The sequence below is a fragment of the Streptomyces smaragdinus genome, assembly GCF_009604385.1.
Classification (GTDB): Bacteria; Actinomycetota; Actinomycetes; order Streptomycetales; family Streptomycetaceae; genus Streptomyces; species Streptomyces smaragdinus.
The window spans coordinates 105,957-126,694 of record NZ_WEGJ01000007.1 but is presented as its reverse complement, the minus strand read 5'-3'; the positions used below and the strand labels follow the sequence as shown (position 1 = coordinate 126,694).

Genomic DNA, 20,738 nt, shown 5'->3' with positions numbered 1-20,738 from the left:
CACGCCCCGGACGGGGACCGGTACGTGATACCCCAACAGCCCGGCACGGCGGGCGGGTTCGGCCCGCCGCCGCCGATGGGACCGGGCGGGCCGCTAGCTCCCGGCGGCCCGCCCGCTCCGCCTCCGGGTCCGCCCGTGGGCGGTCCTCCGGCACCGCCTCTCGTGGACGAACGGCCGCGGATCGCGCTCGCGCAGGGGGAGGCGCTGCCGGTGGCCCGGACGGGGAAGCGGCTGCTGGCGTTCACCGTCGACCAGCTGATCGCCTGGACGCTGGTCGTGGCCCTGGGGGCCGCCGTCAGCGGGGCGCTGGTGGCGTACGTGCAGTCGCAGGTCTCCGACCCGGTGTTCTGGCAGGACATCCTCCGGCACGCGTTCAGCAGCGCCTGGCCGCGGCTGGTCGCCGGGCACGCGGAGGCGGCGGGGGAGGCGGCGCTGGACACGGCCGTGCAGGACCTCGTCGACAAGCTGCTGGTCCCGGTGCTCGCCGGTGTCGCGGTGATCGTCCTCGCGGTGGCGTTCCTGCCGGTGGTGTACCAGTGGGCGGGCCTGAACTGGTTCGGTACGACGCCGGGCCGGCTGCTCGCGGGCGTCAAGGTGGTCCGCCCGCCGCACCCGCACGACCTCCCCGACCGCCGGCCCCGCCGCCTCCCGGCCCGCCACGCCCTCGTACGGTCCCTGATCGGGCCTCCGCTGCTGGTCCTGGGCCTGCTGCTGGCGATCCCCGCGGGGATCGGGATGGCGGCCCTGGGGGTGACGATCACGGGCGTCCTCGTCCTCGCCCTGGGCGCTCTGCTCGTCTGCGTCGGCGCCTGGGACCCGATCCACGCCCTGACGGGTCCGGACCCGACGCGCCGCACGCTGCACGACCGCGCGTCCGGCACGCTGGTCGTCGACCTCTGCCGGGCGGAGGCGGCGCGACGCCTCGCGGGCACGGCGGGCGCGCAGATGAAGGGGCTGGCAGGCGGGGCCGTCGGCCAGGCGGGGTCCCGGCTGGCGGGGCTCGGCGCTCAGGCCCGGGACAGCCAGGCGGTCCAGTCCGCGGGGGCGCGGCTGGCGCAGGCGCGGGACTCCAGTGCGGCTCAGGCGGCGGCGTCCCGGTTGGCTCAGGCCCGCGACAGCAACGCGGCTCAGGCGGCGGCGGCCCGGCTGGCGCAGGCGCGTCAGAGTGACGCGGCGCGGCGGCTGGGGAGCCGTCTCCGTCAGGCGAAGAACCGGCTCTCGCCGGGGGACGACGCCCCTCGCTGAGGGGGGCGGGCGTCGACTGCCGGTCACCGTCGAGTCGGCGCTGCGCGCCTCGTCCTCAAACGCCGGACGGGCTTGAGGGGGCTGCTTTGCGCTCTTGGCCGACGGTATGGCTGATGATGCCCGATCCAGCCGCAGGTCGAGAGCGGGAAGAACCCCCTTCCAGCCCGTCCGGCGTTTGAGGACAAGGCGCGCAGCGCCGAGCTGCCTGCCGGCGGCCGAGAGCGCAAAGACACCCCCTTCCAGCCCGGCCGGCGTTTGAGGCCGGAGGCGCGCAGCGCCGACTCCGCACGGCCGACGGCCAAGAGCGCGAAGACACCCCATCCCAGCCCGTCCGGCGCTTGAGGACAAGGCGCGCAGCGCCGTAACAGCCCGGCCGGCGCTTGAGGCCAGAGGCGCGCAGCGCCGATTCGGGGTCTGGGGGCGGAGCCCCCAGGAGCGAGCCGCGGCCCCTTGGGGGCCTACCGCGCCTGCGAGCCCAGGGCCTTCTCGATCGTCCGCATGACCTCCCCCAGAGGGGCGTCCGTGCGCGCGACCGCCACCAGAACCTCGTCCCCCGCGGTAGCCGTCACCGACGGAGTCGCCGCCGCGCGGGGGTCGACCCCGCCCCAGCGGCCGACCCCCGTGCCGAAGGTTTCGCGGACCACGTCGAAGGCGTGGTCCAGCTGCGTGTCCACGTCCCCCTGACCGCCCGCGCGCAGCCACCGCCGCAGGACGTGGTTGTGCGCCGTGACCACCGCGGACGCCGCCACCTCCGCGAGGAGCGGGTCATCGCTCCCGCCCCGGTGCGCGACCTCGTCGAAATGCCCGAGCAGATACCGCGTGAACAGCCGCTCGTACCGCGACACGGACGCGATCTCCCGCTCCCGCAGCGTCGGCACCTCACGCGTGAGGCGATACCGCTCGACGGACACCGCGGGGGAGGCCGCGTACATCTTCATGACCTCCTTGATCCCCCGGCACACGGTGTCGAGCGGGTTCTCGTGCGGCGGGGCCGCGTCGAGGACCGCGTTCACCCGCTCGAGCGTGTCGTCGTGGTCCGGGAAGATCGCCTCCTCCTTGGACCGGAAGTGCCGGAAGAACGTCCGCCGGGCCACCCCCGCGGTCGCCGCGATCTCGTCCACCGTCGTCGCCTCGTAGCCCTTCGTGGCGAACAACTGCATTGCTGCCGCCGCGAGTTCGCGGCGCATCTTCAGGCGCTGTCCGGCGGCGTTCGTACGGGTGGGCTTTGCAGGCTGCGACATGAGTGTGAACGTACTCCATGCGTCAGCGGCGGGCATACTCGCGGAAACCCCGGCCGGTCTTACGGCCCAGGCACCCCGCCGCCACCAGGTGCTCGAGCAGCGGCGCGGGCGCCAGCCCGGGGTCGCGGAACTCCCGGTACAGCACCTGCTCGATGGCCAGCGACACGTCCAGACCGACCACGTCCAGCAGCTCGAACGGCCCCATCGGATAGCCGCCGCCCAGCTTGATGGCCGCGTCGATGTCGTCCGGCGTGGCGTAGTGCTCCTGGACCATCTTGACCGCGTTGTTCAGATACGGGAACAGCAGCGCGTTGACGATGAACCCCGCCCGGTCCCCGCAGTCCACCGCGTGCTTGCGCACCTCGCCGCAGACCTCGTGCACCGTGGCCCGCACGTCGTCGCCGGTGAGGACGGTGCTCACCACCTCGACCAGCTTCATCGCCGGCGCCGGGTTGAAGAAGTGCATGCCGATCACGTCCTGCGGCCGCGACGTGGCGCGGGCGCAGGCGATCACCGGGAGCGACGAGGTGGTGGTCGCGAGGACCGCGCCCGCCTTGCACACCTTGTCCAGCGTCGCGAACAGCTCCCGCTTGACGTCCAGGTCCTCGGCGACGGCCTCGACCGCCAGGTCCACGTCGGCGAACGCGTCCAGCGAACCGGCCGGGACGATCCGGCCGAGCGCCGCCTCCGCGTCCGCCGCGCTCAGCCGGCCCTTGTCGACGGATCGCCGGAACGACTTGCCGATACGGGCCTTCGCCGCCACCGCCTTCTCCTGGCTGCGCGCGGCGAGGACCACCTCGTACCCGGCCTTGCCGAACACCTCCGCGATCCCGCTCGCCATCGTGCCGGAGCCCGCGACACCGACCCGGCGGACGGTGCGCCCGCCGGCGTCGGCGTCACGTCCGGCGGGCGTGAGCCCGTCCGGGACCACCTGCGCGCTCCCCGGCGCCGCGTAGGTGTAGAAGCCGCGCCCCGCCTTGCGGCCGGTCAGCCCCGCCGAGGCCAGCTGGGCGAGGATCGGCGCGGGGGCGTGCAGCCGGTCCTGGGAGGCCGCGTACATCGCCTCCAGCACGGTGCAGGCGGTGTCGACGCCGATCAGGTCGAGCAGCGCGAGGGGGCCCATCGGCAGCCCGCAGCCGAGCCGCATGGCCGCGTCGATGTCCTCGCGGGTGGCGTAGCGCGCCTCGTACATGGCGGCGGCCTGGTTGAGGTAGCCGAAGAGCAGGCCGTCGGCGATGAACCCGGGCCGGTCGCCGACCGCGACGGGCTCCTTGCCCAGATCGAGGGCCAGATCGGTGACGGCCGCGACCGCGCGGGGGTCGGTGAGCACGCAGGAGACGATCTCGACCAGCTTCATGGCCTGCGCGGGGTTGAAGAAGTGCAGCCCCAGCACCCGCTCCGGGCGGGCCGAGTCGGCGGCCAGCCGGGTGACGGACAGGGCGTTGGTGCCGGTGGCGAGGATGGCGTCAGGGCGCACGACGCGGTCCAGGCCGGCGAAGACCTCGCGCTTGGCGTCGTAGCTCTCGGGCACGACCTCGATGACCAGGTCGGCAGCGGCCACCGCGTCGATCTCGGTGAACGTGCGGAAGCGGGCGAGCACGTCGACGCGCTCGGCCTCCGTCAGCCGGCCGCGCTCCACGGCGCGCGCGGTGGAATGCTCCAGGGACACGGAGGCCCGGCGGGCGGCGTCGGGGCTGATGTCGACGCCGATCACCTCACGGCCGGCGCGGGCCAGCACCTCGGCGATGCCGGTGCCCATGGTGCCGAGGCCGACGACGGCGACGGTACGCAGGGAGGGGCGGGTGTCGGGGGAAGGCGAAGTGGAAGGGGACATGGCAGGACTCCAGGCGCAGTCGGCTGCCGCGGGGCGCGAGGGCGCACGCGCGCGGCGGGGGAGTGAGCTGAGATGAGGGCGGCCGGCCCTGTCCCGGGGCCGGGCCGTACTGAAGTCACTGAACCGAATGCGACAACGGAGGCCGCGTCACCGGCCACCGGAGCGGGTTCCCGCTCGTACGAGCAGATTAACCCACGGGTAACTTCGGCGCCAGAGGGCCGCGTATCTCTTTTCGGGGACGTCAGTCCAGCCCCGGGACGGGTGCGCCGAACGGGACGCCCGCGGCGATGTACGCGTCGTAGCGGGCCCGCCAGGCCGCGGTGGGCCCCGTGTGGTGCGGCCCCGGATCCTCCTCGCCGTCCAGGGCCGCGGTGAGCGCGTCGAGGCAGACGTCCCAGCCCGCCGCGTCCCGGGCCGCGGTGTCGGCCGACGCCAGCGTGTCGGTGAGGTGGAGCCGCGTGGCCACCGTGCCGTCCGGCTCCAGGTCGAGGCGGATCTCGTCCTCGCCCCAGGTGAAGGAGAGATGCCGGTACGAGGTCACGGCCAGCACCCGCCCGGCCGAGCCCGGCAGGTCCGGGTCGGAGCCGAAGCGGACCGTGCCGCCCGCGCGCAGCTCGACGGCGGCCTCGCACGGGAACCACCGGGCCAGCTCCGCGGGCTGCGTCACGAACCGCCACACGCGCTCCACGGGATGCGCGTACATCCGGGTGCAGCGCACCGCGGGGCCCCCGTCGGCGGGCGGAACGAAGGTGCCGAGGGCTGGTGCGTCACCGGTGGTCATGATCCGACGATCCCACGGCCGACGCGCCGCCGTCCTACACGAAGTAGTGAATACGTGGCGTTTGACCCGTTCGGCCGGGCGGCCCCAGCGCCTACCCTGGATCTGCTGCGACGGGTTGGGGGCGGGCTCATGCATCGGCGCGACGACGACTTCCGGACACTGACGGACCGGATCCGGGGCGAGGTGAAGGGGCACGCCCAATGGGCGCTCTACCAGCGGACCGTCACCTTCGCCCGGCAGGACGCGGCCGCGTCCCGGGACGAGCTGGCGCGAGTACTGGAACTTCCGGGATACCCGCTCTGGGCCCGTGAGCTGGCCGCCTTCACCCTCGGCACGGCGGGTGACCGGCGGGCGTTCGAGACGCTGGTCCTGCTGCTCAACTACCGCGATCCGGTCCGCGCCGCCACGGCCGCCGTCGCCCTGGCCCGCCTCGGCGACCCCCGTACGGCGCGCGCTGCGGCGGCCCTGGCGACGAACCCGCTGCGCACCTCGTACTCCCTGCAGGCCGTCCGGCTGCTGGGCCGGCTGCGCGCGCCGGAGTCGGTGCCCGCGCTGATCAGCGCCCTGGAGCGGCAGGTCCGGGGCCCGGACCACCACTGGTCGGTGGCCGCCGCCTGCATCGAGGGGCTGGCCACGATGGGTGACGAACGGGCGGTCCCGGTCCTGACCTCCGCCCGCGTCTTCGCCGAGCTGCGCGAGCCTGCGGGGGAGGCGCTGGCGCGGATCTGGCGGGGGTCGACCTCGAGCGCCTGAGGCCGCTCAGAGCAGCGTGAGCTGGGTCGGCTCCGGGGTCTCGGGCGCCGCGGGCTCCGGTTCGATGTGCCGGGCCCGGCCCCGGTGCGCGGGGCCGATGCCGGCCTCCCGGGCGAACTCGTGGACCTGGCGGGTGATGTGGCGCTGGTACCAGGTGGGGGCGTAGGTGCCGCCCGCGTACATCGTGCGGTAGCGGTGGACGAGGTGCGGGTGGTGCTGCCGCAGCCAGGCCGTGAACCATTCCCGTGCCCCCGGCCGCAGATGCAGGACCAGGGGTGTCACGGACGTCGCCCCGGCGGCGGCGATCGCGCGGACGGTGGCGCGCAGTTGCTCCGGCGAGTCGCCGAGGAAGGGGATGACGGGGGCCATCAGCACGCCGCAGTCGATGCCGTGCGCGGTGAGGGTGCGGACCACGTCGAGCCGGCGCTGCGGGGCAGGGGTACCGGGCTCGACGGTGCGCCACAGCTCGGGGTCCAGGAAGCCGACGGAGACGGCGACCCCGACGTCCGTCACCCGGGCGGACTCCTTCAGCAGGTCGAGGTCGCGCAGGATCAGGGTGCCCTTGGTGAGGATCGAGTACGGGTTGGCGTAGTCCCGCAGCGCCGCCAGGATGCGCGGCATCAAGGCGTACCGGCCCTCCGCCCGCTGGTAGCAGTCGACGTTGGTGCCCATCGCGATGTGCGCCCCGGTCCACCGCCTGCCGGCCAGCTCCCGCCGGAGCACGTCGCCGGCGTTGACCTTGACGACGATCTGCGAGTCGAACCCGAGGCCGGTGTCCAGGTCCAGATAGCTGTGGGTCTTGCGGGCGAAACAGTAGACGCAGGCGTGACTGCAACCCCGGTACGGATTGACCGTCCACTCGAACGGCATGCGTGACGCCCCCGGCACCCGGTTGATCACCGATCGCGCTCTGACCTCGTGGAACGTGATCCCGGCGAACTCGGGCGTGTCGAATCGCCGCGTCACCACATCGGTGCCGAAGAGGGTCGCCGGTCCGGTGACCCTCCGGTCCCCCGTGTCGTCGTCGCCCAGATTCTCCCACCGCATGCGGACCTCCCGTATCGCTCGAACCTGAGAATAGAACACCTGTTCCCTTCGCGTCGAGTGGGATCCCCCGCCCCGAAAACCTGTGGGGCCGGACCGGGGCTTCGGCCTAAGCTGGTCCGTGTCCGGGCGGTCCTCGACCGCCGGATGCACGACTTCAGGCACCGGGGGCGCCCGGTGCGCTGGGTGACGGTTACTTCGTTTCTGGTACGAGAGGTCCGGGTTCGACTCCCGGCGGCCGGGGATTCCCGGTCGAGGTGCATCGGTTGCACGCTTTGTGATCCGTCGCCGGTCCTTGATCTCGGGCGCCCTGTGCCTCGGCCTCCTCCGTACGCGGGGGAGGCCTTGTTCGTTCCGGGGGTTCCGGAGAAAACTTCGCGGGCGTGTGTCGATTCCGCCGGTGTCCCGTTCGTCATCCCGGGGAAGACAGACGGAACGGCACGAGAAGGAGCACGTCCCATGAAGTACGTCATGCTCATCCACGGCGACGAAGCCGCCTGGGAGGCGATGGACGACCAGCAGAAGAAGGAGGCCTACGCCGCCCGGGGCGAATGGCTGACCAGATGGCGGGAGCAGGGCAAGGTCGAGAGCGGCGGGGCGGAGCTCGACACCCCGCGCAAGGCGAAGACCCTCGCGCCGGACAAGGACGGGCTCCCCGTCGTCACCGACGGGCCGTACCTCGAGCTCAAGGAGGTCATCGGCGGGTTCATCATCCTGCGGGCCGACGACATCGACGACGCCGTGAACGTCGCCGCCGGCTGGCCCGGGATCCGCGAGGGCTGGGAGACCGTCGAGGTCCGGCCCACCGTGCAGTGAGCGGCCGTCAGGCGCCCAGCCGGCGGGACAGCAGCTCCCGCTCCGCCGGGTTGGTGGCCAGGGCCAGCGCCCGCCGGGTGGCCGCGTCCGCCTCCGGGCCGCGGCCCAGGGCGCGCAGCAGCTCCGCCCGCGTTGCGTGCAGCAGGCGGTAGCCGTCCAGGCGCTCGCCGAGGGCGTCGACCTCGGCGAGCGCCGTCCGCGCGTCCACGGCGTACCGCGTGGCCACCGCCCGGGACAGCAGGACGACCGGCGACGGGCTCAGCGCGTGCAGCGTGTCGTACAGCTCGCGGATCACCTTCCAGTCCGTCGCCCCGTAGTCCGGCGCCAGCGCGTGCTGGGCCGCGATCGCCGCCTGCAGCTGGTACGGGCCGGGGGCGTCGCGGGCCGCCGCGCGCCGCAGCCGGGCCACCGCCGCACCGATCAGCGCCCGGTCCCAGCCGCCCCGGTCCTGGTCCTCCAGCAGCACCAGCCGCCCCCCGTCGTCGAACCGCCCCGCCGCCCGCGCCTGATGCAGCTCCAGCAGCGCCGCGAGCCCCGCGGCCTCCGGCTCCGCCGGCATCAGCCCCGCCAGCTGCCGCGCCAGCTCCACCCCCTCACGGGCCAGATCCCGGCGGCCGGCCGACGCCCCGGCCGTCGCCAGATACCCCTCGTTGAACACCAGATACACGACGGCCAGCACGGCCCGCAGCCGCTCCCCGTACTCCCCGGGCACCGGCGGCTCGAACCGCACCCCCCGCTCGCGCAGCCGCCGCTTCGCCCGTACGAGCCGCTGCGCGATCGTCGCCTCCGGCAGCAGGAACGCGGCGGCGATCTCCCGCGTCGTCAGCCCGCTGACCGCCCGCAGCGTCAGCGCCACCTGATGCGGCTCGGACAGCGCCGGATGACAGCACGCGAAGACCAGCGCGAGCCGGTCGTCCCCCGTCGGCTCCGGCACCGGCTCGGCGGCCAGCGCCGCGAGCCTGTCCCGCCCCGCCGCCTCCCGCCGCAGCCGGTCCAGGGCCTTGCGCCACGCCGTCGTGACCAGCCAGCCCGCCGGCCGCTCCGGCACCCCCTCCACCGGCCAGCGGGTCAGCGCCCGGTCGAGGGCGTCCTGCAGCGACTCCTCCGCCAGGTCCAGATCGCCCAGCCGCCGGCCGAGCACGCCGAGCATGCTCGCCGCCTCCCGCCGCCACACCCGGTCCACCGCCGCCGACACGTCCGCCATGACCGCAGTGTGCCGCACGGCACCGACAAAGCCGCCGGACCACACGATGTCAAGCCTTGGGCAGGGGATTTGTCGGGACGGGCGGCGGGTGGTTGGGTTGCGTCATGGGACAGGTCGAAGCCACCACCGAGCGCGTGATCAGCGCCAAGCCCGAGGACGTCTTCGATGCCCTGGCGGACTACGCCGGGGCGCGGCAGCGGGTGCTGCCCGCGAACTACAGCGCGTTCGAGATCCGCGAGGGCGGTGACGGCGAGGGCAGTCTCGTGCGCTGGAAGCTGCAGGCGACGAAGAAGCGGGTACGGGACTGTCTGGTCGAGGTCACCGAACCCACCGACGGCGAACTGGTCGAGAAGGACCGCAACTCCAGCATGGTGACGAAGTGGACCGTCACCCCCGCCGGGGAGGGCCGCGCCCGGGTCGTCGTCACCAGCACCTGGACCGGCGCCGGCGGTATCGGCGGGTTCTTCGAGCGGACCTTCGCCCCCAAGGGACTCGCCCGGATCTACGACGAGCTGCTCGCCAACCTCGCCGCGGAGACCGAGAAGTAGCACGGACGGCCGTCCCACCGGATCACTGGATCGGGTGGTTTCGCGGGGCGGGTGTGGACCCGCCCGCCCCGCGCGTACGACCGTAAACCCCCAGTTGGGCGCCTCGCGCGCCCCCGCCGACCGCTGACGCGCCCCGTGTCCGAGCCGGGTTGCCGCATTTGCCCGCCATCCTCGCCCGGTGCGAGAAAGGGCGTCGGTCATGGCGGGACGACGGGGAGTGGCAGTGGCGACGAGCGTGGTGGGGACGGACGAGCCGCGGGTGGCTGTCACCGGCGACGTCCCGCTCGCCCCGCGCCGGGTCCGCCTGGTCTTTCTCGGTCTGATGCTCGCGCTGCTCCTCGCCGCGCTGGAGCAGATGATCGTCGCCACCGCCCTGCCCGAGGTGGTCGGCGAACTCCACGGCCTGGACCGCATGTCGTGGGCGATCACCGCGTATCTGCTCGCCGCGACGATCGCCATGCCCGTCTACGGCAAGCTCGGCGACCTCTTCGGCCGCAAGGGTGTCTTCCTCGTTTCCATCGTCGTGTTCGTGGCGGGCTCCGCGCTGGCCGGCTGGTCGCCCTCCATGAACGCGCTGATCGTCTTCCGCGCCGTGCAGGGCGTGGGCGGCGGCGGGCTGATGATCGGCGTCCAGGCGATCATGGCGGACATCGTGCCGCCCCGGGAACGCGGCCGCTACATGGGCCTGATCGGCGCCTCGTTCGGCCTCGCCTCGGTGGCCGGACCGCTGCTCGGCGGGTTCTTCACGGACCATCTCTCCTGGCGCTGGTGCTTCTGGTTCAACGTCCCCTTCGGCCTGGTCACCCTCGCCGTCGTCGCCGTCGTGCTGAAGCTGCCCCGGCCCGCCGTCCGGCCCCGGCTGGACATCCTGGGCGCGCTGCTGCTTGCCGTCGCGTCGACCTGTCTGGTCCTGCTGACCAGCTGGGGCGGGATGGAGTACGCGTGGACGGACGACGTCATCCTGGGGCTGGGCGCGGGGGCGCTGGCCGCCGGGCTGCTGTTCCTGCTCGTCGAACGGTTCGCCCCGCAGGCGATCATCCCGCTGCGGCTCTTCCGGATCGGCATCTTCAACATCACCAGCCTGGTGGGGGCGGTCGTCGGCATCGCCCTGTTCGGCGCGGCGAGCTATCTGCCGACCTTCCTGCAGATGGTCGACGGTGCCGGCGCCATGGAGTCCGGGCTGCTGATGCTGCCGATGATGGGCGGCGTCGTCATCGCTTCCGTCGCCTCCGGTCAGCTCATCACCCGTACCGGGCGCTACAAGATCTACCCGATCCTCGGCTGCGCCCTCGCCGCGCTCGGCATGTGGCTGCTGTCGCGGCTCGAGACCGACACCCCGCGCGCCACGTACAGCGTCTGGATGGCCGTGCTGGGCCTGGGGATCGGCCTGGTGCTGCCGGTGCTGATCCTCGCCGTGCAGAACGCCGTGCCGCCCGCCGACATGGGCTCCGCGACCAGCGCGCACAACTACTTCCGGCAGATCGGCGGCAGCGTCGGGGCGGCCGTCTTCGGCACGCTCTTCTTCGACCGGCTGGCCGACCGCCTCGCCGAGGACGTGCCCCGGCGGGCCGGACAGCCGTTGCCCGACGCCGAGTCGATCACCCCGCAGATGGTGCACGCCCTGCCGCCCGAGGTGCGTGACGGATACATCCACGCCTACGCGGAGGCCATGCCGCGGATCTTCCTCTATCTGGTGCCCGTCGTCGTGCTCGGGCTGTTGCTCGCCTGCCGTCTGAAGGAGAAACCCCTCGTGTCCCACGATGCCCGCGAGCCGTCCGGCTTCGACGAGCCCTCCGCGTACGACGACCGGTTCGTCTACGAGCGTCCGGCCGGCGGGGAGACGGACGGCGGTTCGGTGCCCGCCGCGCGGGACGGCGGTGCGGGGCCGGCGGTGCGCGGGACCGTGCAGCACGCGGACGGCAGCTTCGTGGCGCGGGCGGCGCTCACGCTGATCGATGTGCGCGGGCGCCAGATCGGGCGGGACGCGAGCGGGGCGGACGGGCGGTTCACGCTCCCCGCGCCGGACTCCGGTTCGTACACGCTGATCGCCGCCGCCGGCGGGCACCAGCCGCAGGCCGTCACGGTCACCGTCGGGGAGCTCCCGGTGGAGGTCGACCTGGTGCTCGGCGGGGCGGGTCGGCTCGCGGGGCGGATCACCACCGAGGAGGGTGCCGCCCTCGGTGACGCCAACGTCACGCTCACCGACGCGCGGGGGGAGGTCGTCGCGTCGACGCGCAGCGACTCCGACGGGGGATACGCGATCGGGGCGCTGGTCGCGGGGGAGTACACCCTCGCCGCCAGTGCGCCCGCCTTCCGGCCGGCGGCGCTGCCGGTGAGCGTGCGGGCGGCGCGCGAGACGCGGCAGGACGTGCGGCTGGCCGGCGGGGCGGTGCTGCGGGGGACTGTCCGGGGCACCGGGGGGCGTCCGGTCCAGGACGCGCGGGTGACGCTGCTCGACGCCGCGGGGAACGTGGTGGACACCGGGACCACGGGGGACGACGGGGTATTCCGCTTCACGGATCTGGCGGCCGGTGAGTACACCGTGATCGCCGCCGGTTATCCGCCCGTCGCCACGGTGCTGCGGCTCGCGGGCGGCGGGCGTACGGAGCGGGACGTGCAGCTGGCGCACGAGGACTGAGCGCGGGGCCGGCGGGGCCGGCGCGGGTGACGGCGATCTGTGGTCTGACCTGGGGGACTCACGGTCCCGGTGGTCGCACCTTCAACTAGCTGGTCGAGATTGGCGGTTGCCCCTCGGCGAGCCGTGGCCAGGGCTACTGTGGTCCGTAAGCGAGCCCCTCGCCGACCGGAGTGCACGCGCTGAAGGAGCCTGAGTCATGGCCCCAGGCATGAGCAACACGCCCCCGGACGCGGTTCCCGGCAGAATTCCGCTGGGCGTCGTCGTCGTGGACGGGCACGGGCTCGTCACGCACTGGAGTTCGGGCGCCAGACGCCTGTTCGGTTCCAGTCGTGAGGAGGCCGTGGGCGTTCCCGCCGCCGAGCTGATGCCCGTCGCCGGGGCCCTCGCCGCCCGTTCCGGCCGGGCCTCGGGCGGTTACACCGACGAGTACGGCCCCGAGCTGGACCTCGAGGGTGTCCCCGCCGCGTATCCGACCGCCGGTCGGGCCCGGATCGCCGCCCCCGGGCCGGGCGCCCGTGACGTGCTGTGGTGGGGCTATCCGCTGGTCGGGCCGGGGACCGGGCGGCTGCTGGTGCTGGCCGCGGACACCGCCCGGATCACCGGCGCCGATCCGCGGGGGCAGGGGATCGCCCCCGGCTTCGCGCTGCACACCGAGTTCCCGGACGCCGCGGAGCTGGCCCGCCGGCTGCCGGAGATCCTGCCGAACATGAGCCCCGCGGAGAGCGGCCGCGTGGTGTCCCAGGTGCTCGACCTCGGCTATCCGGTGCTGGAGATCAGCCGCCGGCGCCGGGTGCCCGTCACGCCGGACTGGGGCGTCTCGCAGCGGGCCGTCCGCCAGGAGCGGCGCGCCCGCACCGAGGCGGACACCGCCGTCGGCGACGCGCGGGGACCCGCCGTACCGGACCCGGAGCAGGACCTCGAGTACGCGGCCGTCCGGGAGCGGCTGGAGTTCCTCAACGAGGTGAGCGGCCGCATCGGCACCTCCCTCGACCTGGCCCGGACGATCCACGAGGTGAGCGCCGCCGTGGTGCCCCGCTTCACCGACGTCGCCGGCACCTATCTGCGCGAACAGGTCGTCGCCGGCGAGGGCTTCCCCGACGGACCGCCGGACGCCACCACGATGTGGCACCGCGTCGCCGTGGAGCACGACGACGAGCCGGGCCGCTGGGACGACGTGGTGCCGGTCGGCGAATCGATGCCCTTTCCCGTGCACACGCCGTTCTTTCAGTGCATGACGACCGGCGAGCCGGTGCTCGTCCCGCGGATCAGCGAGGAGATGGGCACCCGGATCGCCGCCCAGTTCGAGAAACGGGACATCCGCCCGCTCATCACGGGGCGTTCGATGCTGGTCGTCCCGCTGAAGGCCCGTAACGTCGTGCTGGGCTTCATGATCCTGCTGCGGCACGGCGAGCGCCCCGTCTTCAACGACATGGACCGGGTCACCGGGGCGGAGCTCGCCGCCCGCGCCGGGCTGGTGCTGGACAACGCCCGGATGTACACCCACCAGGAGAACGTCGCCGAGACGCTGCAGGACAGCATGCTGCCGCACGTCGAGGCGCGGATGGCCGGCTGCGACGTGGCGACCCGCTATCTGCCCGGCACCCTGCTCGGCCGCGTCGGCGGCGACTGGTTCGACGCGGTGAAGCTCCCCGGCTCGCGCACCGCGCTGGTCGTCGGCGACGTGATGGGCCACGGGCTGAACTCGGCGGCGATGATGGGCCAGCTGCGCACCGCCGTACAGACGATGGCGGCGCTCGACCTGCCGCCCGCGCAGCTGCTGCGCAGTCTCGACGATCTGGCCCAGCGGCTGGGCGAGCACTATCTGGCGACCTGTCTGTACGTCGTCTACGACCCCGTCGAGTCGTGTCTGCTGATGTCGAACGCCGGGCACATCCCGCCCGTTCTGGTACGGGCCGACGGTGGACGCAGCGAGCTGCTGGACGTGCCGACGGGGGCGCCCATCGGGGTCGGCGGGGTGCCGTTCGAGACGGCGCGGGTCCCGGTGGGCCCGGGGGACCGGCTGGTGCTGTGCACCGACGGGCTGGTCGAGGTGCGGGGGGAGGACATCGGCGTACGGCTGGCGACGCTGTGCGAGTCGGCGGCCCATCCGGCCGCGTCGATGGACGACGCCTGCGACACCATCATCCGCGCGCTGGGGGTCACGGGGCGCAAGGACGACGTCGCGCTGCTGATGGCGCGGCTGAACGGCATCCCCCGCGAGGACGTCGCCGGGTGGCGGCTCGAGCGGGTGCCGCAGCAGGCGGGGGCGGCCCGCCGGCTGGTGTGCGGGCAGCTCGCCGAGTGGGGGCTGGCGGAGGCGTCCGACACGGTGGAGCTGCTGGTGGGGGAGGTCGTCGCGAACGCCGTGCGGCACGGGGCGGGTGAGCGGGTGGGGCTGCGGCTGGTGCGGTCCGGGAGGTCGCTGCAGGTCGAGGTGACCGACGACGAGCCGGGTACGCCGGTGCTGCTGGCGGCCGGGGCGCAGGACGAGTTCGGGCGCGGGATGCGGATCGTCAGCCGGCTGGCGTCGGCCTGGGGCGCGGCGCGGACCGCGCGCGGCAAGTCGGTCTGGTTCGAGCAGGCGCTGCCGCGGGCGCGCTGACGCATCCGTGAGCCCCGGGGGCGGCGGCATGTGCCGGGAGCATACGGGTAGGTGTCGTAAATCGTGCGTCGTACGACGCGATTCGGACGACCAGGAGGTACCCCGTGAGCGTGTCCACCGACAGCCTCAAGGCGTGGGAGGGCTACTGGGAGGACGTCCCGGAGGGCGAGGTGTTCTGGGACGCCCCGCCGCCGCTCGCCGCCGGGACGCATCTGCCGCTGTTCGCCGGCCACTTCCGGCCCGGGCTGCCGGTGGTGGACGTGGGCTGCGGCAACGGGACGCAGACCCGGTTCCTCGCCGGGCGGTTCGACGACGTGCGCGGCGTGGACCTGTCGGCGGCGGCGATAGCCCGGGCCCGGGCGGCGGACGGTGCCCGGGCGTCCTCGTACGAGCCGCTGGACGCGGCGGACCCCGGCGCCGTGGCGCGGCTGCGTGAGCGGACGGGTGACTGCAACGTGTATCTGCGCGGGGTGCTGCACCAGGCGGCGGAGTCCGACCGGGCGTGGATCGTGCGGGGCCTGGCCGCCCTGGCGGGGGCGCGGGGGCGGATCTTCGCGGTGGAGCTGGCGGAGGCCGCCAGGCCGGTGCTGATGGGGCTGGCACAGCGGCCCGGGGGTCCGCCGAGCCGGCTGCTGCCGGTGCTCGGGCACGGGATCGTGCCGGGCGAGGTGAGCGACGCGGCGCTGCCCCGGCTGTTCCTCGACGAGGGTCTCGAGGTGCTCGCGGAAGGGGATCTTCCGCTGGCGACCACTGAGTTCGGACCGGACGGGTCGAGGCTCGAACTGCCGTCGAAGTGGCTGGTCGCGGGGTATGCGGGGCAGCCGCGAGTGGTGTAGACCTCTGTTGTTATCCACAGGGGTTTTTCCAGGTCCGCCGAGCGCGTACCGTTCTCCGCATGAAGATCCTGATCTCCGCGGACATGGAGGGCGCCACCGGCGTCACCTGGCCCGCAGACGTGCTGCCCGGCGGCGCGCAGTGGGAACGCTGTCGCCCGATGTTCACCTCCGACGTCAATGCCGCGGTGCTCGGGTTCTTCGACGGCGGCGCGGACGAGGTGCTGATCAACGAGGCGCACTGGTCGATGCGCAATCTGCTGCTGGAGCAGCTGGACGACCGCGCCCAGATGCTTACGGGGCGGCACAAGTCGCTGTCGATGGTCGAGGGCGTGCAGCACGGCGACATCGACGGCATCGCCTTCGTCGGCTATCACACGGGTGCCGGTACGGAGGGCGTGCTGGCGCACACGTATCTGGCCAACTCCATCACCGGGGTCTGGCTGAACGGCAGGCGGGCCAGCGAGGGCCTGCTCAACGCGCATGTGGTCGCCGAGTACGGGGTGCCGGTGGTGCTGGTCACCGGCGACGACAAGGCCGTCGAGGACTCCCTCGGCTACGCCCCCGACGCGCGGGGCGTCGCGGTGAAGGACTACGTGTCGCGGTACGCGGCGGTGTGCCGCACCCCGCACCGTACGGCGGCCGACATCCGGGCGGCGGCCAAGGAGGCGGCGGCGCTCGCGGTGCGGCACGAGCCGGTGAAGGGCGGACCGTTCACGATCGAGCTCGAGTTCGACGCCGAGCATCTGGCCGGCGCGGCGACGGTGGTGCCCGGCGTGGCGCCGAGCGGCGAGCGCCGGGTCGCGTACACGTCGGAGACCATGTACGAGGCGATCCGTGCCTTCAAGGCCGTGACCACGCTCGTCTCGGCAGCGGTGGAGGAGCAGTATGGCTGAGGCAGCGGTGGACCAGACGGCGCTGGACGAGGTGGTGCGGTACACCTCGGACCTGATCCGGATCGACACGACGAACCACGGCGGCGGCGACGGCGTCGAGCGCGTGGCCGCGGAGTACGTGGCGGAGCGGCTGGCGGACGCGGGCATCGAGCCCACGCTGCTGGAGAAGGCCCCCGACCGGACGAACGTGGTGGCCAGGATCGAGGGCACCGACCCGGGCGCGGACGCGCTGCTGGTGCACGGTCATCTCGACGTCGTCCCGGCGCAGGCGTCGGACTGGACGGTGCACCCGTTCTCCGGCGAGGTGCGCGACGGGGTCGTGTGGGGGCGCGGCGCCGTCGACATGAAGAACATGGACGCGATGATCCTCTCCGTCGTACGGGCCTGGGCCCGCGCCGGAGTGCGGCCGCGGCGCGACATCGTGCTGGCGTTCACGGCGGACGAGGAGGCCAGCGCCGAGTTCGGCTCGGATTTCCTCGCCGACAAGCACGCGGACCTGTTCCAGGGCTGCACCGAGGGCATCAGCGAGTCCGGCGCGTACACCTTCCACGCCGGCCCCCGTATGCGGATCTACCCGGTCGCCGCAGGTGAGCGGGGCACGGCCTGGCTGCGGCTGACCGCGCACGGCCGCGCGGGCCACGGCTCGAAGGTCAACCGGGAGAACGCGGTGAGCCGGCTCGCCGCCGCCGTCGCCCGGATCGGCGCGCACCAGTGGCCGGTGCGCCTCACCCCGACCGTGCGGGCCGCGCTGATCGAGCTCGCCGCGCTGCACGGCATCGAGGCCGACCCCGACGCGCCGGACTTCGACGTCGACGCGCTGCTGGCGAAGCTCGGCCCGGCGGCGTCGCTGGTCGAGCCGACCGTGCGCAACAGCAGCAACCCGACGGTGCTCGAGGCCGGGTACAAGGTCAACGTGGTCCCCGGGACGGCCACCGCGCAGATCGACGGCCGGATGGTGCCGGGCGGCGAGGAGGAGTTCGCCGCCACGCTGGACGAGCTGACCGGCCCGGACGTCGACTGGGAGTTCCAGCACCGCGAGGTGCCGCTCACGGCGCCGGTGGACTCGCCGACGTTCGCCAAGATGCGGGCGGCGCTCCAGGAGTTCGACCCGGAGGCGCACGTGATCCCGTACTCCATGTCGGGCGGCACGGACGCCAAGCAGTTCTCCCGCCTCGGCATCACCGGCTACGGCTTCTCGCCGCTGCGGCTGCCCCCGGGCTTCGACTACGGCGCCATGTTCCACGGCGTGGACGAGCGGGTGCCGGTCGACGCGCTGCACTTTGGAGTGCGGGTGCTGGACCGGTTCATGCGCCACGCCTGAACGTGAGGCGCCCCGCCCCCACCCCCGTACCGCACGCACGACAGGAGACCGCTTTCCCATGGTGACCCTCGCCCCCTACGGCTCCTGGGAGTCGCCCCTCACCGCGGAGCTGGCCGCGTCCGGCGACGGCCGGCCCGAATACCTCGGCGCCGTCGGCGACGAGGTGTGGTGGACCGCGCCCCGGCCCACCGAGGGCGGCCGGCGGGCCCTGATGCGCCGCCGCGCGGACGGCACCGAGGAGTCGGTCCTGCCGGCCCCGTGGAACGTACGCAACCGGGTGCACGAGTACGGCGGCCAGCCCTGGGCAGGGGTCGTCACCCCGTCCGGCCCGCTGGTCGTCTTCACGGACTTCGCCGACCAGCGGCTGTACGCCGTCGAGCCGGACACCGGGGGCGCGCCGCGCCCGCTGACCCCCGTCTCGGCGACCGGCGGCGGACTGCGCTGGTGCGAGCCGGTGGTGCGGGCGGAGCTGGGCGAGGTCTGGTGCGTGCTGGAGGAGTTCACCGGCGAGGGCCCGACCGACGTCCGCCGCGTCATCGCCGCCGTCCCGCTGGACGGCTCCGCCGCCGGGGACCGTACGAAGGTGCGCGAACTCACCGACGACAGCCGCCGCTTCGTCACCGGCCCGCGGATCTCTCCCGACGGCCGGCAGGTCGCCTGGATCACCTGGGACCACCCGAGCATGCCGTGGGACGGCACCGAGCTGCGGGTCGCCGCGATCACGGCGGACGGTACGTTCGAGGACGCGCGCACCGTCGCCGGCGGCCCCGACGAGTCCGTCGCGCAGGCCGAATGGGCGGCGGACGGCTCGCTGATCGCCGCCACCGACCGCACCGGCTGGTGGAACCTGCACCAGGTGGACCCGGCGACGGGCGAGGCGGTCAATCTGTGCCCGCGCGAGGAGGAGTTCGCCGGCGGGCTGTGGAAGCTGGGCCTGCGCTGGTTCGCCCCCCTGGCGAGCGGCCTGATCGCCGCCGTGCACGGCAAGGGCGACACCCGCCTGGGCATCCTCGACCCCAAGACCGGCGACCTCGCCGACGTTCCCGGCTCCTGGACGGAGTGGGCGTCCGCGCTCGCCGTCAGCGGCGACCGCGTCACAGGGGTGGCCGCCGGCCCGTACACCGGGCACGAGATCGTCGAGCTGGACACCTCCACCGGCCACACCCGCGTCGTCGGCGCCGCCCACCGCGACGTGGTGGACCCGGCGTACTACCCCCGCCCCCAGCACCGCACGTTCACCGGCCCCGGCGGCCGCGAGGTGCACGCCCACCTCTATCCGCCGCACAACCCGGACTTCGCCGCCCCCGAGGGCGAGCTGCCGCCGTACGTGGTGTGGGTGCACGGCGGGCCGACCGGGCAGGTGCCCCTGGTCCTGGACCTCGAGCTGGCCTGGTTCACCTCGCGCGGCATCGGCGTCGTCGAGGTCAACTACGGCGGCTCCACGGGCTACGGCCGCGAGTACCGCAACCGGCTGCGCGAGCAGTGGGGCGTCGTCGATGTCGAGGACTGCGCCGCCGCCGCCCGCGCGCTGGCCGACGAGGGCCTCGCCGACCCGGCCCGCCTCGCCGTCCGCGGCGGCAGCGCCGGCGGCTGGACGTCGGCCGCGTCGCTCACGTCGCCGCTGACGGAGGGGCTGTACGCCTGCGGCACGGTGATCTACCCGATCCTCGACCTCACGGGCTGGGCGACGGGGGAGACCCACGACTTCGAGTCCGAGTACCTGGTGTCGCTGGTCGGCCGGCTGGACGAGGTGCCGGAGCGCTTCGCCGAACGCTCCCCGGTCAACCGGGCGGAGCAGGTGCGGGCGCCGTTCGTCCTGCTCCAGGGTCTGGACGACGTGATCTGCCCGCCGGTGCAGTGCGAGCGGTTCCTGGAGCGGATCGCGGGGCGCGGCGTGCCGCACGCGTATCTCACGTACGAGGGCGAGGGGCACGGCTTCCGGCGCGCGGACACCATGATCTCCGCCGTCAACGCCGAGATGTCGCTGTACGCGCAGACGTTCGGGTTCGAGGCGCCCGGCGTGCCGGTGCTGGAGCTCGGGCAGTGAGCGCGGTGCCGGAGCTCGTCCGGCCGCGGCGGCTGCGAGCCGGCGACCGGGTGGCGATCGTCGCGCCGAGCGGCCCGTTCCCCCGGGAGAACCTCGAGGTGGGGATGGACATCCTGCGCGGCTGGGACCTCGACCCGTTCGTTCTGCCGCACGCGTACGACACCCACCCCCGGTTCGGCTATCTCGCCGGTACGGACGAGGCCCGCGCCCGCGACTTCGAGGCCGCGTGGTGCGACCCGGACGTGGCGGCGGTGTTCTCCGCCCGCGGCGGCTACGGCGCGCAGCGGATGACGGACCTCGTCGACTGGGCGCGGCTGCGCGCCGCCGGGCCCAAGCTGTATCTGGGCTTCAGCGACGCCACCGCGCTGCACGAGGCCATCGCCGTGCACCTCGGGCTCGTCACCCTGCACGGGCCGATGCCGGCCTGGGCCGCGTTCGGCAAGGACGCCGTGACCCGGGAGCATCTGCGCCAGACCCTGTTCGAGCCGGAGGCCGTACGGACGGTGACCTCGCCGGCCGCCGGGCCGCTGGTCCCCGGCCGGGCCCGGGGCGTGACCGTCGGCGGCTGCGTCAGCCTGCTCGCGGCGGGTCTGGGCACCGCGGACGCGCGGCCGTCGGTGGCCGGCGGCATCCTCCTCGTCGAGGACATAGACGAGGAGGACTACCGCCTGGACCGGATCCTCACCCAGCTGCTGCGCTCCGGCTGGCTGACGGGCGTCGCGGGCGTCGCGCTGGGCTCCTGGCAGGACTGCGGCCCGTACGACCGCATCCGCGAGGTGATCCTGGACCGCCTCGGCCCCCTCGGGGTCCCGATCCTGGAGAACCTGGGCTTCGGCCACGGCGTCCCGTCGCTCACCCTCCCCCTGGGCGTCCCGGCGGAGCTCGACGCGGCGGCCGGGACCCTGACGTTCGAGGTCCCGGCGCTGGCGTGAGGA

At 73.8% G+C, this 20,738-nt stretch carries 16 protein-coding genes; 11 read left to right on the top strand and 5 right to left on the bottom strand.

Annotated elements, in window-relative coordinates:
* The first annotated feature begins 162 nt into the window (after positions 1–162).
* The gene (locus tag SRB5_RS13530) at positions 163–1,245 is read left to right on the top strand and encodes an RDD family protein (protein WP_194292922.1); all 1,083 of its coding nucleotides are present in this window, start codon (positions 163–165) and stop codon (positions 1,243–1,245) included.
* 458 nt (positions 1,246–1,703) lie between these two features.
* Here the strand turns inward: SRB5_RS13530 and SRB5_RS13525 are convergent, their stop codons facing one another.
* The 3 genes from SRB5_RS13525 to SRB5_RS13515 all read right to left on the bottom strand — a co-directional run bounded on the left by SRB5_RS13525 (position 1,704) and on the right by SRB5_RS13515 (position 5,101).
* A complete protein-coding gene (locus SRB5_RS13525; protein ID WP_153452178.1) occupies positions 1,704–2,486 on the bottom strand; it encodes a TetR family transcriptional regulator in 783 nt (260 codons plus the stop codon).
* Positions 2,487–2,508: 22 nt separating this feature from the next.
* Positions 2,509–4,320, bottom strand: a complete 1,812-nt coding sequence (locus SRB5_RS13520) for a 3-hydroxyacyl-CoA dehydrogenase family protein (protein WP_153452177.1) — start codon at positions 4,318–4,320, stop codon at positions 2,509–2,511.
* Positions 4,321–4,561: 241 nt separating this feature from the next.
* The gene (locus tag SRB5_RS13515) at positions 4,562–5,101 is read right to left on the bottom strand and encodes an SRPBCC family protein (RefSeq protein WP_153452176.1); all 540 of its coding nucleotides are present in this window, start codon (positions 5,099–5,101) and stop codon (positions 4,562–4,564) included.
* Between the two features lie 129 nt (positions 5,102–5,230).
* On the opposite strand from SRB5_RS13515, the gene SRB5_RS13510 reads away from it, so the two are divergent.
* Positions 5,231–5,854: a HEAT repeat domain-containing protein gene (locus SRB5_RS13510; RefSeq protein WP_153452175.1), complete on the top strand. Its 624-nt coding sequence runs from the start codon at positions 5,231–5,233 to the stop codon at positions 5,852–5,854.
* A 6-nt stretch (positions 5,855–5,860) separates the two neighbouring features.
* Here the strand turns inward: SRB5_RS13510 and SRB5_RS13505 are convergent, their stop codons facing one another.
* Positions 5,861–6,901: an Rv2578c family radical SAM protein gene (locus SRB5_RS13505; protein ID WP_153452174.1), complete on the bottom strand. Its 1,041-nt coding sequence runs from the start codon at positions 6,899–6,901 to the stop codon at positions 5,861–5,863.
* Between the two features lie 456 nt (positions 6,902–7,357).
* On the opposite strand from SRB5_RS13505, the gene SRB5_RS13500 reads away from it, so the two are divergent.
* A complete protein-coding gene (locus tag SRB5_RS13500) occupies positions 7,358–7,714 on the top strand; it encodes a YciI family protein (protein WP_153452173.1) in 357 nt (118 codons plus the stop codon).
* A gap of 7 nt (positions 7,715–7,721) precedes the next feature.
* Here SRB5_RS13500 and SRB5_RS13495 read toward each other — a convergent pair whose 3' ends face one another.
* On the bottom strand, positions 7,722–8,918 hold the full coding sequence (locus SRB5_RS13495; RefSeq protein ID WP_153452172.1) for an RNA polymerase sigma factor: 1,197 nt from the start codon (positions 8,916–8,918) through the stop codon (positions 7,722–7,724).
* 104 nt (positions 8,919–9,022) lie between these two features.
* Here SRB5_RS13495 and SRB5_RS13490 point away from each other — a divergent pair, with 104 nt between their 5' ends.
* From SRB5_RS13490 to SRB5_RS35865, 8 genes are all read left to right on the top strand, one after another.
* The gene (locus SRB5_RS13490) at positions 9,023–9,466 is read left to right on the top strand and encodes an SRPBCC family protein (protein WP_153452171.1); all 444 of its coding nucleotides are present in this window, start codon (positions 9,023–9,025) and stop codon (positions 9,464–9,466) included.
* A 199-nt stretch (positions 9,467–9,665) separates the two neighbouring features.
* The gene (locus SRB5_RS13485) at positions 9,666–12,104 is read left to right on the top strand and encodes an MFS transporter (protein ID WP_153452170.1); all 2,439 of its coding nucleotides are present in this window, start codon (positions 9,666–9,668) and stop codon (positions 12,102–12,104) included.
* A gap of 196 nt (positions 12,105–12,300) precedes the next feature.
* The gene (locus SRB5_RS13480) at positions 12,301–14,706 is read left to right on the top strand and encodes an ATP-binding SpoIIE family protein phosphatase (protein ID WP_153452169.1); all 2,406 of its coding nucleotides are present in this window, start codon (positions 12,301–12,303) and stop codon (positions 14,704–14,706) included.
* Between the two features lie 104 nt (positions 14,707–14,810).
* Positions 14,811–15,542 (top strand): class I SAM-dependent methyltransferase, encoded by a 732-nt coding sequence (locus tag SRB5_RS13475; protein ID WP_323377867.1) that lies wholly within the window; start codon positions 14,811–14,813, stop codon positions 15,540–15,542.
* 59 nt (positions 15,543–15,601) lie between these two features.
* Positions 15,602–16,435, top strand: a complete 834-nt coding sequence (locus SRB5_RS13470) for a M55 family metallopeptidase (RefSeq protein WP_153452168.1) — start codon at positions 15,602–15,604, stop codon at positions 16,433–16,435.
* A complete protein-coding gene (locus tag SRB5_RS13465) occupies positions 16,428–17,756 on the top strand; it encodes a M20/M25/M40 family metallo-hydrolase (protein ID WP_153452167.1) in 1,329 nt (442 codons plus the stop codon). The genes SRB5_RS13470 and SRB5_RS13465 overlap by 8 nt, the downstream gene beginning before the upstream one ends.
* 58 nt (positions 17,757–17,814) lie before the next feature.
* On the top strand, positions 17,815–19,803 hold the full coding sequence (locus SRB5_RS35870; protein ID WP_194292921.1) for a prolyl oligopeptidase family serine peptidase: 1,989 nt from the start codon (positions 17,815–17,817) through the stop codon (positions 19,801–19,803).
* Positions 19,800–20,735 carry a S66 peptidase family protein gene (locus SRB5_RS35865; RefSeq protein ID WP_323377866.1) on the top strand — a complete coding sequence of 312 codons (936 nt, stop codon included), beginning with the start codon at positions 19,800–19,802 and terminating at the stop codon, positions 20,733–20,735. Before SRB5_RS35870 ends, SRB5_RS35865 begins: the two co-directional genes overlap by 4 nt.
* Positions 20,736–20,738: the final 3 nt, after the last annotated feature.

Coding starts and splice junctions, on each gene's coding strand:
- SRB5_RS13525 (WP_153452178.1), bottom strand. CDS start 2,486: ATGTCGCAGCCTGCAAAGCCCACCCGTACGAACGCCGCCGGACAGCGC.
- SRB5_RS13520 (WP_153452177.1), bottom strand. CDS start 4,320: ATGTCCCCTTCCACTTCGCCTTCCCCCGACACCCGCCCCTCCCTGCGT.
- SRB5_RS13515 (WP_153452176.1), bottom strand. CDS start 5,101: ATGACCACCGGTGACGCACCAGCCCTCGGCACCTTCGTTCCGCCCGCC.
- SRB5_RS13510 (WP_153452175.1), top strand. CDS start 5,231: ATGCATCGGCGCGACGACGACTTCCGGACACTGACGGACCGGATCCGG.
- SRB5_RS13505 (WP_153452174.1), bottom strand. CDS start 6,901: ATGCGGTGGGAGAATCTGGGCGACGACGACACGGGGGACCGGAGGGTC.
- SRB5_RS13500 (WP_153452173.1), top strand. CDS start 7,358: ATGAAGTACGTCATGCTCATCCACGGCGACGAAGCCGCCTGGGAGGCG.
- SRB5_RS13495 (WP_153452172.1), bottom strand. CDS start 8,918: ATGGCGGACGTGTCGGCGGCGGTGGACCGGGTGTGGCGGCGGGAGGCG.
- SRB5_RS13490 (WP_153452171.1), top strand. CDS start 9,023: ATGGGACAGGTCGAAGCCACCACCGAGCGCGTGATCAGCGCCAAGCCC.
- SRB5_RS13485 (WP_153452170.1), top strand. CDS start 9,666: ATGGCGGGACGACGGGGAGTGGCAGTGGCGACGAGCGTGGTGGGGACG.
- SRB5_RS13480 (WP_153452169.1), top strand. CDS start 12,301: ATGGCCCCAGGCATGAGCAACACGCCCCCGGACGCGGTTCCCGGCAGA.
- SRB5_RS13470 (WP_153452168.1), top strand. CDS start 15,602: ATGAAGATCCTGATCTCCGCGGACATGGAGGGCGCCACCGGCGTCACC.
- SRB5_RS13465 (WP_153452167.1), top strand. CDS start 16,428: ATGGCTGAGGCAGCGGTGGACCAGACGGCGCTGGACGAGGTGGTGCGG.
- SRB5_RS35870 (WP_194292921.1), top strand. CDS start 17,815: ATGGTGACCCTCGCCCCCTACGGCTCCTGGGAGTCGCCCCTCACCGCG.